Source organism: Corynebacterium sp. HMSC071B10 (assembly GCF_001814825.1).
In the GTDB taxonomy this organism is placed as follows: domain Bacteria; phylum Actinomycetota; class Actinomycetes; order Mycobacteriales; family Mycobacteriaceae; genus Corynebacterium.
Window position 1 is genome coordinate 24,386 of the sequence record NZ_KV817993.1, and the last position, 13,503, is coordinate 37,888.

Annotated in this window: 11 protein-coding genes; 3 read left to right on the plus strand and 8 right to left on the minus strand. The window is 64.2% G+C overall.

Annotation, left to right across the window (positions count from 1 at the left end):
- Nucleotides 1–2: 2 nt before the first annotated feature.
- From pafA to dop, 3 genes are read right to left on the minus strand one after another with little or no spacing between them, the layout of a single operon-like run.
- Entirely contained in the window at nucleotides 3–1,394 is a 1,392-nt protein-coding gene (pafA, locus tag HMPREF2990_RS03235) for a Pup--protein ligase (RefSeq protein WP_070762679.1), read from the minus strand.
- Nucleotides 1,395–1,398: 4 nt separating this feature from the next.
- On the minus strand, nucleotides 1,399–1,587 hold the full coding sequence (locus HMPREF2990_RS03240) for a ubiquitin-like protein Pup (RefSeq protein ID WP_070762680.1): 189 nt from the start codon (nucleotides 1,585–1,587) through the stop codon (nucleotides 1,399–1,401).
- Complete coding sequence (gene dop, locus HMPREF2990_RS03245) at nucleotides 1,580–3,091, minus strand: depupylase/deamidase Dop (protein ID WP_070762681.1); 1,512 nt, start codon at nucleotides 3,089–3,091, stop codon at nucleotides 1,580–1,582. Before dop ends, HMPREF2990_RS03240 begins: the two co-directional genes overlap by 8 nt.
- Before the next feature lie 67 nt (nucleotides 3,092–3,158).
- On the opposite strand from dop, the gene HMPREF2990_RS03250 reads away from it, so the two are divergent.
- Complete coding sequence (locus tag HMPREF2990_RS03250) at nucleotides 3,159–4,646, plus strand: peptide MFS transporter (protein ID WP_070762682.1); 1,488 nt, start codon at nucleotides 3,159–3,161, stop codon at nucleotides 4,644–4,646.
- Nucleotides 4,647–4,742: 96 nt separating this feature from the next.
- Entirely contained in the window at nucleotides 4,743–6,086 is a 1,344-nt protein-coding gene (gene trpB / locus HMPREF2990_RS03255) for a tryptophan synthase subunit beta (protein ID WP_070762683.1), read from the plus strand.
- Nucleotides 6,087–6,381: 295 nt separating this feature from the next.
- Here the strand turns inward: trpB and pdxS are convergent, their stop codons facing one another.
- Complete coding sequence (gene pdxS / locus HMPREF2990_RS03260) at nucleotides 6,382–7,266, minus strand: pyridoxal 5'-phosphate synthase lyase subunit PdxS (protein WP_070762684.1); 885 nt, start codon at nucleotides 7,264–7,266, stop codon at nucleotides 6,382–6,384.
- A gap of 81 nt (nucleotides 7,267–7,347) precedes the next feature.
- Here pdxS and HMPREF2990_RS03265 point away from each other — a divergent pair, with 81 nt between their 5' ends.
- Entirely contained in the window at nucleotides 7,348–8,736 is a 1,389-nt protein-coding gene (locus HMPREF2990_RS03265) for a MocR-like pyridoxine biosynthesis transcription factor PdxR (protein ID WP_070762685.1), read from the plus strand.
- On the opposite strand, the gene HMPREF2990_RS03270 is transcribed toward HMPREF2990_RS03265, so the two are convergent.
- The 4 genes from HMPREF2990_RS03270 to HMPREF2990_RS03285 form a co-directional block, all read right to left on the minus strand.
- On the minus strand, nucleotides 8,690–9,733 hold the full coding sequence (locus HMPREF2990_RS03270; RefSeq protein WP_083316979.1) for a bile acid:sodium symporter family protein: 1,044 nt from the start codon (nucleotides 9,731–9,733) through the stop codon (nucleotides 8,690–8,692). The genes HMPREF2990_RS03265 and HMPREF2990_RS03270 overlap by 47 nt on opposite strands.
- 103 nt (nucleotides 9,734–9,836) lie before the next feature.
- Entirely contained in the window at nucleotides 9,837–11,384 is a 1,548-nt protein-coding gene (gene arc, locus HMPREF2990_RS03275) for a proteasome ATPase (protein ID WP_070762686.1), read from the minus strand.
- Between the two features lie 27 nt (nucleotides 11,385–11,411).
- Complete coding sequence (locus tag HMPREF2990_RS03280) at nucleotides 11,412–12,245, minus strand: tRNA (adenine-N1)-methyltransferase (protein ID WP_070762687.1); 834 nt, start codon at nucleotides 12,243–12,245, stop codon at nucleotides 11,412–11,414.
- A 15-nt stretch (nucleotides 12,246–12,260) separates the two neighbouring features.
- Complete coding sequence (locus HMPREF2990_RS03285; RefSeq protein WP_070762688.1) at nucleotides 12,261–13,484, minus strand: M18 family aminopeptidase; 1,224 nt, start codon at nucleotides 13,482–13,484, stop codon at nucleotides 12,261–12,263.
- Nucleotides 13,485–13,503 lie beyond the last annotated feature (19 nt).

Here is a 13,503-nt window from a genome sequence, read left to right on the forward strand (position 1 = left end):
CGCTACGCTTCCGCGTCGTGCGAGTCAATGTAGTCAATGAACTCGTCGACGCGCGGGTCGGTGGACGCAAACGGGTCGAGCAGCTCTAGCGTGCGCGGCTCGGGCCGGTTCGTCTTCAGGTGTACCCAGTCCACGTTGTAGTCCACGCCCGCGGCCCGCGCGGCGGCGAGGAAACGCCCCCGCAGTGCGGCGCGCGTGGTCTGCGGCGGCTGGGCGGCTGCCTCGGCGATGGACTCGTCGTCGGTCCAGCGCTTGGCCAGCCCCTTGCGCTGCAGCAGGTAGAACAGTCCCCGGTTGGGGTTGATGTCGTGGTAGGTCAGATCGATCTGCGCGAGTTTGGGGTGATCCCACTCCGCGCCGAGCTTGTCCTTGAACTGGGTAAGCAGCTTGCGCTTGATCACCCAGTCGATCTCTGTGTCCACGCCTGAAAAGTCCTGCGAGGCAATTGCGTCGAGCGTGCGCGACCACAGGTCCACCACGCGCGCCATCTCCTCGTTCGGGGTGCCCTCGTCGGGGCGGGACTCCAGCCAGCGCTTGGCGGCCGCAAGCGTTGCCTGCTGCACTTCGAGCGCGGTCACAGTGCCGCCCTCCTTCAAGCGCAGCGGGGTCTGGCCCGTGGGGTCGGCGGCGATCTCGCGGATGTGCTCGATGGCGTTGTCCAGGGTGAAGTTCGGCAGGTCGAAGCCCGCTTCGAGCATCTCGATGACCAACAGTGTGGAGCCGACCTTCAGCGCGAAGGATGGCTCGGACATGTTGGAGTCGCCCACGATGACGTGCATGCGTCGGAAACGGTGCGAGTCGCCGTGGGGCTCGTCGCGAGTGTTAATGATCGGGCGGGTGCGCGTTGTCGCCGATGAGACGCCCTCCCATACCTGGTCGGCGCGCTGCGAGATGACGAAGCGGCCCTTCTTCACCATGCCCGCACCGCAGATGAGCTGGCGGGTGATCATGAAAGGCAACAGCTGCGTGCCGAAGGACTTCAGCGCGAGCTCGCGGCTGATCAGATAGTTCTCGTGCGTGCCGTAAGAGTTGCCCTTCGAGTCCACGTTGTTTTTGAACAGGAAGACGTTGCCGCCGACGCGGTCGTCAGCAAGCGCTTGCTCAGCTTCGGTGGCGAGCTGGTTGTAGAGCAGCTCGCCCGCCTTGTCGTAGTTGAGCAACTGCGTGACCGAGTCGCACTCGGCCGTGGCGTACTCGGGGTGCGAGCCCACATCCAGGTAGAGGCGCGAGGCGTTCTCCGTGAAGATATTCGAGCTGCGGTGCTCCGCCACGACGGGCCGGAACAGATAGCGCGAGATCTCCTCGGGGGTGAGAACCGCTTTACCGTCGCGGACCGCAGTGACTCCGAACTCGGTCTCCACGCCCATCACGCGGCGGGGGTAGACAGTGGTCATGGGGTTACTGCCCGCCCTTTTGTACGAACGAGCGCACGAACTCCTCCGCGTTGTTGTCCAGCAGGGAATCGATCTCGTCGAGGATGTCGTCGGTGCCCGTGGTGTTCAGCTGCGCCTGCCCGGCGTCGAAGGCCTCCTCCTGTGCCCCATCGTCGCCGCTGTTGCCGCCTTGTACGTACTGCTGCTTAGACATGCTTGAATCCTAATCCCTTCAACAATGCTGTGATGTCCTCGGCGCGCTCAACGAGCTCGCCGATCTCTTCCTTGGTAAAGCCATCGACCTTGTCCATCGGCAGACGGTGCGGCTGGTTGTTCACCGAGAAAATCACCGACTGCCAGCTCGATGCCACGATGTCCTCGCCGAACTTCTCGCTCACGCGGCCGCGGAAGTAGGCGCGCGAATCGGTCGGCGGCTCTGTGACCGCCCGCTCGATCGTTGCCTCGTCGACCAGTGTGCGCATTTGCCCCTTGCGCACCAGCGCGTGGTAGAGCGACTTCGCCGGGTCGATATCCGCGTACTGAATGTCGATGAGCTTGAGCTTCGGGTCCGCGATATCCACCCCGCGATCTAAGTAGCGCTTGATCAGCGACCACTTCGCGGTCCAGTCCAGCCGGTCCGCGGTGCTCAGCGGGTCGCGCTCGAGATCGTCCAGGATCTCACCCCACAGGGCAAGGACCTTGGTGTCTACCTCGTCGAGCTCCGGCAGCGCGGCAGCGCGCTCACGGTAGATCCGTAGGATCTCGATGGCGGTGAGCCTGCGCCCGTCGGCAAGCAAGAGCTCGTGCGTGCACGTCGGGTCGTGGGAGACCTGCTTGATCTCGTCGACGGGGTTTGCAAGCCGCAGGTCGGAAAAGTCGACGTCGGATTCGATGCAGTCGAGCACGAGCTTGGTCATACCCATCTTGAGGAAGTTGGAGTACTGGCTCATGTTCGCATCGCCCACGATGACGTGCAGGCGGCGGAACTTGGCGGCCAGCGCGTGCGGCTCGTCGCGCGTGTTCACGATGCCGCGGTTGAGCGTGGTCTCCAGCGAGACCTCCTGCTCAAAGTAGTCGGCGCGCTGCGAGATCTGGAAGCCCTCACGCTCCGATTCCTGACCGATGCCCATGCGGCCCGCACCAATGATCACCTGGCGGGTAACGAAGAAAGGAATGAGCGCCTGGGTCAGCCGCGCGAAGTCGGTCTTACGCGAGTACTGGTAGTTCTCGTGGCTGCCGTAGGACTGGCCCTTGCCGTCGACATTATTCTTATAAAACTTCAGCGGCGGGCACGGGTCGATCTTGTCCAGCACGCTAATCTGCTGGTCCCACAGCTCGCGGATATCGGCCGCGGCCTTGTTGAGCACGTAGTCTCCCGCCGCGTCATAAATCATGGCGTCCCACGCATTGGAAACCTCCGGCGAGGAGTACTCCGGGTGCCCATGGTCGACGTAGTAGCGCGCGCCATTGGTGGTGACCACGTTGGCCACTCCCATCGCGTTCGCGTCCACCACCGGGACGGTGCGATAACGCTGCAGGTCGAAGCCGCGCGTGTCTTTGAGCGGGGCCTCTTCCTCGTAGCTCCAGCGGGAGCGGGCGGCGGTGTTCATCGCCGCGTACGCCACCACCGCGTGGGTAGAGGTGAGCAGTTGGCTTATCGACGGGTCGTCCGGGGTTGTGATCCCGTACTCAGTCTCAGTGCCCATGTAACGTGTCATACCGCACTACCGTACCCGGCGCGGCGGGTATTTGTGTGAAAAATACGATTGAGCGTATTTTATTTACATGAGTTCTGTCACCCACGCAAGCAACCCCGAGGTAGCGCCGAAGGAACGGAAGTTCTTTGGGCAGCCTTGGGGGTTGGCCAACCTTTTCGGCATCGAGCTCTGGGAGCGCTTCAGCTTCTACGGCATGCAGGCCCTGTTGGCCTTCTATATGTACTACTCCACCACCGAGGGCGGCCTCGGGATGGACCAGACCACTGCGTTGAACCTGGTCGGTGCCTACGGTGGCTTTGTCTACATGATGGCGCTGGTCGCTTCCTTTGTCGGCGATCGCCTCCTTGGCTCCGAGCGCACGCTGCTCTACTCGGCCATCCTGGTCATGATTGGACACGTTGTTCTGGCTCTGGTGCCTGGCGGCGTCGGTCTTGCCATCGGCCTCACCTGTATCGGTATCGGCTCTGGCGGTGTGAAGACGTCTTCTCAGGTTGTTCTGGGCGAGCTGTACACCCGCGAGGACCCACGACGCGACGCGGGCTTCTCCATCTTCTATATGTCAGTCAACATTGGCGCCCTGCTGGGCCCGGCCCTCACCGGCGCAATCTGGGGTATGGCTGGCTTCCACTGGGGCTTCGGCCTCGCGGCGATCGGCATGGCGCTGGGGCTTGTCCAGTACATCCTCATGCGTGGTTCCAGCATTGGCGCTGCGGGCTCGGAGATCCCGAACCCGCTGCCGCATTCCGAATATGGCAAGTGGATCACCGGCACTGTCATCGTCGTTGGCGTTGTCGTCGCGCTGCTGGTCACAGGCGTTGTGCCACTGAGCTCGCTGTCCTGGATCGTGTTTGCGGTTGCGCTGGTCGCTACTGTGTTTCTGCTCTGGGAGATGTTCCAATCCGAAGAGGTCACTGCCGCGGAGAAGTCCCGCCTGACCGGCTACATTCCCCTGCTCGTTGGCTCGGTAGCGTTCTTCGCCATCTTCCAATCGCAGTTCACTGTGGTCGCGGTCTACTCGGATCAGCGCGTGAACTTGGACTTCCTCCTGTGGGAGCTCACGCCGGCGCAGGTGCAGTCCTTCAACCCGGCGTTCATCATCACCTTCTCCCCGATCTTCGCAGCTTTGTGGACGAAACTCGGCGATCGCCAGTGGTCTTCTTCGGTGAAGTTCGGCGTGGCCAACATCGTGATTGGTCTCTCGCTCTTCCTGTTCCTGCCGTACGTTGGCGGCGGTGAGCAGTCCACCCCGCTCTTCGTGCTCGTGTTGATCCTCTTCCTCTTCACGATGGGTGAGCTCTTGCTCTCGCCAGTTGGCAATTCCCTTGCCACCAAGGTTGCCCCCGAGGCTTTCAAGTCGCGCCTGTTTGCCGCCTGGTTGATGACTGTTTCGATGGGTACCGCACTGTCTGGTGTCCTCGGCTCGCTGTACAACCCGGATGATGCAACCGCGGAGCGCACCTTCTTCCTCTCCCTGTCCGCAGCCACGATTGTGCTTGGCGTGGTGCTCATCGCTATTCGACGCTGGGTGCTGCAAAAGTTCGGAGACGTACGCTAGCGGCTTTACACGTTTCGACGAATACGCCGAATCAGCCCCGCGGGCTGGGCTTGCGGGGTAGGCTACCCGGCAACGATGCAAACGAGAGGTGAACCCATGTCTGATGTCGACAAGATTGAGCGCGATACGCTTCTACCTGCATATTTCGGGCAGTTCGGTGGCCAGTACGTGCCCGAGCCGCTCTACCCGGTGCTCGATCAGCTCGAGCGCGCTTTCGTGGACGCCCGCGAGGACAACGAGTTTCTCGACGAGCTCTCGCGCCTCCAAGCGAAGTACCTCGGCCGTCCGACTCCGGTTTACGAATGTGCCAACCTGCCGAGGGTTGGTGCGTCGAAAATTTTCTTGAAGCGTGAGGATCTTGCGCACGGTGGCGCGCACAAGGGCAACCAGGTGTTGGCGCAGGCGTTGCTCGCGAAGCGGTTGGGCAAGAATCGCCTCATCGCCGAAACCGGCGCCGGCCAGCACGGCACCGCCACCGCCATGGTTGCCGCGCTGATGGGCATGGAGTGCACAATTTACATGGGTGCGCAAGACGTTGCCCGCCAGCAGCCGAACGTGCGCCGCATGCGCCTGATGGGCGCCACAGTCGTCCCCGTCACCAACGACGCCGGCGGCTCCATGTCCAACGCCATCGACATCGCTCTGCAGGACTGGGTCGAAAATATTGACTCCACCCACTACGTCCTCGGCTCCGCCTGCGGTCCCCACCCCTTCCCCACCCTGGTCAAGGAGTTCCAGGCTGTTATTTCGCGCGAGTCCCGCCAGCAGATGCTGGAGGACACCGGCAGACTTCCCGACGCCGTCATCGCCGCAGTCGGCGGCGGCTCCAACGCCATCGGCGCCTTCGCCGAATACCTCAAGGATGAGCCCGGCAACGCCGATGTCGAACTCATCGGCGTCGAACCCGCCGGCGAAGGCCTAAACACCGACCGCCACGGCGCACCGCTCAACCATGGCAAGCTGGGCATCCTGCACGGCTCCCGCTCCTTTATTGTCACTGGTCACGACGGCGAAGTCCTCCCCGAGTCCTTCTCTGTCTCCGCCGGACTGGACTACCCGGGCGTCGGCCCCGAGCACGCATACCTCCGCGAGATCGGCCGCGCCCAATACGTCGCCGTCACCGACGAGGACGCCCTCCAGGCCTTCCGTCTGCTCTCCCGCTACGAAGGCATCATCCCCGCTCTCGAGTCCTCCCACGCCCTGGCCTACGCCCTGAAACTCGCCGAAGTCGCCGACGCCGACGGCCACGAGCTCAACCTGCTGGTCAACCTGTCCGGCCGCGGCGACAAGGACCTCGACTACGTCTACAACATCCTCGGCGACCAACTCTTCGACGACCCCGAGCAAGCCCCCATCGGCGACCTCCACATCAGCGAAGTCCTCGCCTCCATGACCAGCTCCTCCAACGAGCGCGAGGCCGGCCACACCGTCGCCCACTAGTTTTGGGGGCTCTTGCCCTCACCTCACGACCTTGGACTTTCTCGCCTGCCCAATAGGCGCTTTACGTCAAGGGTTGTGAACGATGTGTGGTTCACATTTGATGGTGTCGGGTTGGAGTGTGGGCGCTGTGCTGGTGCGGATGATGGTGACGTGGCACAGGTTCCTTTAGCAGTTTGAGTATGTCACTGTCCTTTCAGATGGAGGGAACGGAAATACACATAGCCCGCCCACAATCGGGTGGACAGGCTATGAATCTTCGGCGACCTGAGGTGGAACTGCTGCCAACGTAATGGGATTACCAGCCGCGTTCTGCGAGGCGGTGCGGCGCCGGCAGGTCGGCGACGTTGATGCCCACCATCGCCTCGCCGAGGCCGCGGGACGCTTCGGTGACAACCGCGATGTCGTCGTAGTGCTTGGTTGCCTTGACCACGGCCTTCGCGCGGGCTTCGGGGTTGCCTGACTTGAAGATGCCGGATCCGACGAACACACCGTCCGCGCCGAGCTCCATCATCAGCGCTGCGTCTGCCGGGGTGGCGACACCACCGGCGGTAAACAGCGGCACAGGAAGCTTGCCGTGCTCAGCGACGTAGCAGACCAGCTCGTAAGGGGCCTGCAGCTCCTTCGCCGCGACGTAGAGCTCGTCACGGTTGGCGGCATAGGTGGCCTGCAGGACAGCGATCTCGCTGCGGATCGTGCGGATGTGCTTGGTGGCCTCCGAAACGTCACCGGTGCCAGCCTCGCCCTTGGAACGAATCATGGCAGCGCCCTCGTTGATCCTGCGCAGCGCCTCGCCCAGGTTGGTAGCACCGCACACGAAGGGCACGTTGAAGTCGCGCTTGTCCACGTGGTTGACGTAGTCCGCCGGGCTGAGTACCTCGGACTCGTCGATGTAGTGGACGCCGAGGTGCTCGAGGATCTTCGCCTCCACGCTGTGGCCGATGCGCGCCTTGGCCATGACCGGGATGTCCACGGCGTTGAGGATGCCCTCGATCAGGTCCGGGTCCGACATGCGGGCCACGCCACCCTGGGCGCGGATGTCAGCCGGCACGCGCTCCAGCGCCATGACGGCAACGGCACCGGAATCTTCGGCGATCTTTGCCTGCTCTGGGGTGACCACGTCCATGATCACGCCGCTCTTGAAGGAATTGGTTAGCTCTGCAAATTTGGTGAAATCAGTCATAGTGACCAATCTTCGGCCGCCAACTGGTAGATTCCAAGGTCCAGTTTTATTTTCATTCTTTGTACCAGTTAGGCGGTGTGTGTGCTCCTCGACATCTCCCCATCGCTGCCCGTGCCACTGCCAACACAGATTGCCCAGCAGATCCGACTCGCCGTAGCCGAAGGCACCCTGCAACCAGGCGACAGGGTGCCGAGCACGCGCTCGCTGGCGCGGCAACTCGGAGTCTCCCGGGGCACCGTTGTCTCCGCCTATGACCAGCTGATTAGCGAGGGGTTCTTCCTCTCCGCACAGGGCGCGCCGACCCGCGTCCATCCGGAGCTCACGCGCTCTCCCGCGGCGCAGCCGCCGCGCCCACTCGGAGTCTCACGGAAACTCCCCCGCGCCCGTATCTCTTTGCGGCCGTCTGCCGGGAGTAGCGGTGCCGTGCGCCCCGCCGCGTGGCGCAAGGCGTGGCGAGAGGCCATCAACGTCACCGGAACGAGCGTGGACAAGACCGGCGAGCCGGAGCTCAAAGCCGCGATCGCCGAGCACCTGCGCCTCGCCCGCGGCGTCACGGTAGATCCGGACCACGTCGTCATCACCGGCGGCTCCCGCGAGGGGCTGCTGTTGATCCTGCACGCACTCGGCCCGCAGCTACGCGTCGGCGTAGAAGACCCGGGGCACCCTGGGCTGCGCCGCGTGATTCCGCTCGGCGGACACGAGGCTGTCCCCTGCACAACCAATGCTGGCGGCGTGGAGGTCGACGAGTTGCCTGGAGACCTCGACGCACTGCTGGTCACTCCCTCGCACCTCTACCCCTTCGGAGGTGCGATGAGCGCAGCCCGGCGCTCTGCCTTGTTGAACTGGGCATCGACGACAGGCGCCGTGCTCATCGAGGACGACTTCAATACTGAGCTGCGCTACCTGATCTCCCCACAACCGACGCTGGCCACGCTCGCGCCCGGAGCCGACGTGCTAACCCTGGGCACCTTCTCCACCCTGCTGTCTCGGGAGCTGTCCGCCGGCTATGTCATCGCCCCGCCGGCGCTCGCGCCCGCGCTGCGCAATACTCGCGAAGTCCTTGGCATGCCAGTCGCGACCGTGACACAGCGCGCGATTGCCAACCTGCTCGCCGGTGGGTACCTCCGCCGCAGTACGCGGGCAGCGCACAACCGCCTTGCTAAGCGACGTGCCGTCCTGGCAGAGTCCTTACTCCCCGCGCTCAAGCAAGACGGAGTCAGCGTGACAGTCCCAGATGCTGGCGGCGCCGATGTCAGCGTCGCGTTTGCCGCGACGGCATTACGCGACTGCTTCGAGAAGGACCTGGCGGGACAAGGCATTGAATGCGGCCACGAATCGAGTCTCTGGTCAGACGGCAAGGATGGGCTCGTGCTGAGCTTTTCCCACCTCACTGACGCGGACTTCCACATCGCGGTCGACGCAGTTACTGCGGCTGCGTCGCGCCTGTCTGCGCAGGCTCCGAGGCAATAGTCGACGCTTGCGCGCCTGCCTGCGGGTTTACCTCGTGATTGCGTGTACTTCTCCGGACTGCCCAGGCGTAGACGGCGCCCGTAATGTTGTGCAGGACGGCTGCGACGGCACCTGGCAGCGCTGCCTCAGGGGAAAAGAACTTGCCCGCCATACCGCTGGCAAGCCCGGCAGACTGCGTACCGACCTCAATAGCCACGGTGCGGCGGTAGCTCTCAGGCAGCCGGGTGAGTTTTGCAGTGTAGTAACCGAGTACGTAGCCGAGCACGTTGTGAATAAGCACTGCGGCGAAGACGAGCAGGCCGACCTCAACCAGTGCCTCACGGTTCTTCGCCACCGTAGGAAACACCACGCCGCCGATACCCGCGATAGAGATCCACGGCAGTACCGGCGAGATGTGTTCCATCCACGCGTCCAGGACGTAGCGCAACACAACGCCACCGATGACTGGGATGAGGACCGTCTGCGCGAGCGACCATGCCATGCCGGCACCGTCCACGTGCACGTCCGCGCCTGCGAGAAGCAGCATGATGATCGGCGTGACTATCGGGGCCAACAGCGTGGACACACTGGTCATGGCAACGGAGAGCGCGACATCACCCTTGGCCAAGTAGGCGATGACGTTCGATGAGGTACCACCCGGCACGGAACCGAGCATGAGCAGGCCGACGGCCAGTGCAGGGTGCATGCCAAAGAGCTTTGCTACCCCAACTGCGGCGAGAGGCATGATGACGAACTGAGCCACCACGCCGATGGCGATGGGCACTGGCCTTTTCACCACTTCTTTGAAGTCCGGGATGGTCAGCGTGAGCCCCATACCGAACATGATGATCATCAAGAAATAGGTGATGTAGCTCGTCAGAGGCAAGAACGGCCCAGGTATGAAGAATGCGAGCACCGAACCGGCAAGGATGAACGCTGGAAACGCCGCGACCGCGATCGCGGCGGAGCGATCCTCCTGCGGCGTAGAAGTTGGTTGCGGTGCGTGCGGGGTGGTCATGAACTCTCTCCTATTCACTGTGTGGAATGGTATTCCACGGTATGGGATAGGGGGGAGTATAAGTGATCACGCCCACACTGTCGCGTTTGTATTCACGTTCGGCTTAGCCAACAACCTCCGCGCTGACCACGCGCTTGCCCTGGCGTCCAGTGATGCGTGCCCACTCGTCCGGGTTCGCGGTGTTCGGCATGTCTTCGCTCTCGTCCTGCTCTGCGCGCACTGCGGCTCGGAGGTGGTCGGCGGTGACGCCGTGCGGTGCCGCGTCGTTGCCGGCATGCATCGCGGCGATGTGGTCTTTAATCGCGAGCTTCTTCGCCCGGTCCACGACGTTGGCGATCATGGCGCCGGAGATGAAGTCGGCGTAGTGGAGGAGCTCGGAGGAGCCGTCGACAAGCTCGAGGCGCACGAAGGGGCGCGGGGCGAACATCGCCTCGGCGGCGGCGTCGATAAGCTCAGAGGGCTCGGCCGCGAGCGGGATCTCGGGCGTGATGTAGCGCGCCAGGATGTCCTCGGCCTCCGCGCGGTTCGGGCGCGAGACGCGCACCTTGATATCGAGGCGTCCCGGGCGCAGGATCGCCGGGTCGATGAGCTCCTCGCGGTTCGTGGCACCGATGACGATGACGTTTGCGATGTCCTCAACGCCGTCGATCTCCGTGAGCAACTGTGGGACCACGGTGGTCTCCATATCGGAGCTCACGCCGGAGCCGCGGGTGCGGAAGATGGACTCCATCTCGTCGAAGAAGATGATGACGGGGCGACCGTTTGCGGCGAGTTCCCGGGCGCGCTCGAAGATCAGGCGGATGCGGCGCTCGGTTTCGCCGACGAACTTGTTCAAAAGCTCCGGGCCTTTGACGTTAATGAAGTGTGCCTGGCCGCCGTCCCCGATCCGCTGGGAGAGCGAGTTGGCCACGGCCTTGGCGATGAGCGTTTTGCCACAGCCGGGCGGGCCGTAGAGCAGCAGGCCCTTCGGCGGGGTGAGGTCGTAGTCCCGGTAGAGCTCCGGGTAGGTAAAGGGCAGCTCCACCGAATCTTGGATCATCTCGATCTGCGAGCTTAAGCCCCCGATGTCGGCGTAGGTGACGTCCGGGACTTCGTCGAGCGAGAGCTGGTTGACCTCGGTCTTCGGCACGCGCTCAAAGGCGTAACCGGCACGGGTATCCACCAGCACGGTATCGCCTGCGCGGGCGGTTTCTACCAGCGGCTGCGCAAGGTGGACCAGGTGCTCTGTGCCCTGCTGGTCGGCGACGATCGCGCGCTTGGTGTCAATCTTTTCGGACAGAGTGGCAAGCTGGCCGACGTTCTCGTACCCGCAGGCCTCCACCACGATCGCACCGTCGCCCAAGCGCACCAGGGTGCCCGGGCGCAGGGCTTCTGGCGCTACGTTGGGCGCGACCTTGACGCGCATCCGCCGGCCGGAGGTAAACACCTCGGCCTCAAGGCCGCGGCGGGAAGCAGCCTCGAGGAAGATGCCGTAGGTCGACGCCGGCTCTCCCAGTGCCTCGACCTGGGCGTAGAGGTCGTTGAGCTTGTCACGGCTCGCCTTAAGCAGCTCCGCAAGCTTCTTGTTGCGGGAGCTCATCGCCTGGTTCTCGCGCTTGAGCTCGCGCAGCTCGGGGCCAAATGCGTCGTCGTTGATTGCGTTGGATGCCATAGACACCACCCTAGCGGGTCAAACGCGCTACTTGCGTGCGCGGCGCTGCGGGCGCGGGGGCGTGACGCCGTCGGCAAGCCTGCGGGTCCACACCAAGAATGCGGTGTGCGCGTTCATGCGGTGCTCCGGGCGGGTGGCCAGGCCCTCGACCTTCCATTCGCGCAGGAGCGTCTCCCAGGCGCGGGGCTCGGTGAAGCACTTCGCCTCGCGGATTGCCTCCATGATGTTCATCAACTGCGGCACCGTGGCCACGTACGTCATGAACACCCCGCCGGGGATCAGCACGCTTTTCACCGTGTCGATGAAGTGCCAGGGCTCCACCATGTCCAGGATCACGCGGTCGACCGGGCCGTCGAGCTCCTCCGGAGTGATCTCGCCGAAGTCCCCCAGGCGCGGGGTCCACCACTCGGGCGTGCCGTTGAAGTAGTCCGCCACGTTGTCCCGTGCGAAGGCCAGGTGGTCGTCGCGGATCTCGTAGGAGAACACCCGGCCTTCCGGGCCGACGGCGCGCAGCAGCGACATGGTCAGCGCACCCGAGCCGGCTCCGGCCTCGAGGACGCGGGCACCCATGAAGATGTCGCCCTCTACCAGGATCTGCGCCGCGTCCTTGGGGTAGATCACCGCGGCACCGCGCGGCATGGACAGCACGTGGTCGACCAAGAGGTGGCGGAAGCACAGGTAGTCCGAGCCCAGGGTGGACTTGACCACCGAGCCCTCGTCCGCACCGATGATGTCATCGTGCATGACGATGCCCTTGTGGGTGTGGAACTGCCCGCCTTCGACCAATTCGATGGTGAAGTGGCGGCGTTTCGCGTCGGTGAGCTGGACTTTGTCTCCTGCTTGGAAAGGACCTGAATACATGGGCCTAAGTATGCCCTACTCCCCTGCCGCCGCGTAAAACGCAGTCAGTGCCTTGACGAAGTACTCCATGTCGCGTGCGCCGCACAGCTCGCGCGCCGAGTGCATGGACAAAAGCGGCACGCCAGCGTCCACGGTGCGGATGCCCATGCGGGTCGCAGAGATCGGGCCGATCGTGGTGCCGCACGGCACGTCGTTGTTGCCCACGAACTTCTGGTTTGGCACCCCGGCCGCTTGGCAGGCGCGCAGCCACTCTGCTTCCGTTACGGCGTCCGAGGCGTAGCGCTGGTTCGCGTTGATCTTCAACACCGGGCCGGCGTTGAGGCGCGGGCGGTGCGTGGGGTCGTGCTTCTCCGGGTAGTTCGGGTGCACCGCGTGCGCGGCGTCGGCGGAGACCTGGAAGGACTGCGCAAACACCTCGAAGGGATCGCCGATCTCGCGGGCGATCCGGTGCAGCACCCGCTCGAGCAGCGGGCCGCCGGCACCAGTGGTGGTCGAGGAGCCAATCTCTTCGTGGTTGAAGGCCGCGAGCACCAGGATGTCGCGGGAATCCTCCTTCGCAGCCAGCAGTGCCTCGAGCGACGCCCACACGCTGGTGAGGTTATCCAGGCGGCCTGCGGCGAGCAGATCGCCGAGCAGCTCGCCGCGCTGGGCGTCGGCGGTGATCAGCTCGTGCGCGAGGATGCGCTGCGGGTCCACGCCTGCGGCCTCGCCGACCAGCTCCATCAGCGGGCGGTCGCCGCCGAGCACCGGAGGCGTGTGCGCCTGGCGGTTCACCGTCGGGCCGTCCGCGCGGTAGAGGTGGATGGCCAGGTTGGGGATGCGGGCGATCGCGCTAGTGTCGACGAGGTGCTGCGCCCCGTCATCGGTGATGATGCGGCCAGCAAAGCGCAGGTCCCGATCCAGCCAGCTTTGCAGGATCGGGCCGCCGTAGACCTCCACCGCGACCTGGCGCAGCCCCTCGCGCTCAAAATCCGGCTCCGGCTTGGCCATCAGGCCGGGCGAATCAGTGTGGGAGCCAACAATGCGGAAGCGAGGGCGGGCGTTTTCCGGCACCCACCACGCGATGACCGCCCCGCCGTCGACGAGTACGTGGCCGCCGGGGGCTGCTGGGGAGTCGGGGGTGGATGAGGTGGCGTCGAGAAGCGAAAAGCCCTGCTCCACTAGGGTGGAGGCGACGCGATCGGCCGCGTGGAAGGCGCTGGGGCTTGCGTGGGTGAAGTCAATAAAGCGAGCGAGCATGCCTCCACTCTAAGATGTG

Excerpts from the sequence above, each read along its gene's own strand:
- pafA (WP_070762679.1), bottom strand. The coding sequence starts at position 1,394 with ATGACCACTGTCTACCCCCGCCGCGTGATGGGCGTGGAGACCGAGTTC.
- HMPREF2990_RS03240 (WP_070762680.1), bottom strand. The coding sequence starts at position 1,587 with ATGTCTAAGCAGCAGTACGTACAAGGCGGCAACAGCGGCGACGATGGG.
- dop (WP_070762681.1), bottom strand. The coding sequence starts at position 3,091 with ATGACACGTTACATGGGCACTGAGACTGAGTACGGGATCACAACCCCG.
- HMPREF2990_RS03250 (WP_070762682.1), top strand. The coding sequence starts at position 3,159 with ATGAGTTCTGTCACCCACGCAAGCAACCCCGAGGTAGCGCCGAAGGAA.
- trpB (WP_070762683.1), top strand. The coding sequence starts at position 4,743 with ATGTCTGATGTCGACAAGATTGAGCGCGATACGCTTCTACCTGCATAT.
- pdxS (WP_070762684.1), bottom strand. The coding sequence starts at position 7,266 with ATGACTGATTTCACCAAATTTGCAGAGCTAACCAATTCCTTCAAGAGC.
- HMPREF2990_RS03270 (WP_083316979.1), bottom strand. The coding sequence starts at position 9,733 with ATGACCACCCCGCACGCACCGCAACCAACTTCTACGCCGCAGGAGGAT.
- arc (WP_070762686.1), bottom strand. The coding sequence starts at position 11,384 with ATGGCATCCAACGCAATCAACGACGACGCATTTGGCCCCGAGCTGCGC.
- HMPREF2990_RS03280 (WP_070762687.1), bottom strand. The coding sequence starts at position 12,245 with ATGTATTCAGGTCCTTTCCAAGCAGGAGACAAAGTCCAGCTCACCGAC.
- HMPREF2990_RS03285 (WP_070762688.1), bottom strand. The coding sequence starts at position 13,484 with ATGCTCGCTCGCTTTATTGACTTCACCCACGCAAGCCCCAGCGCCTTC.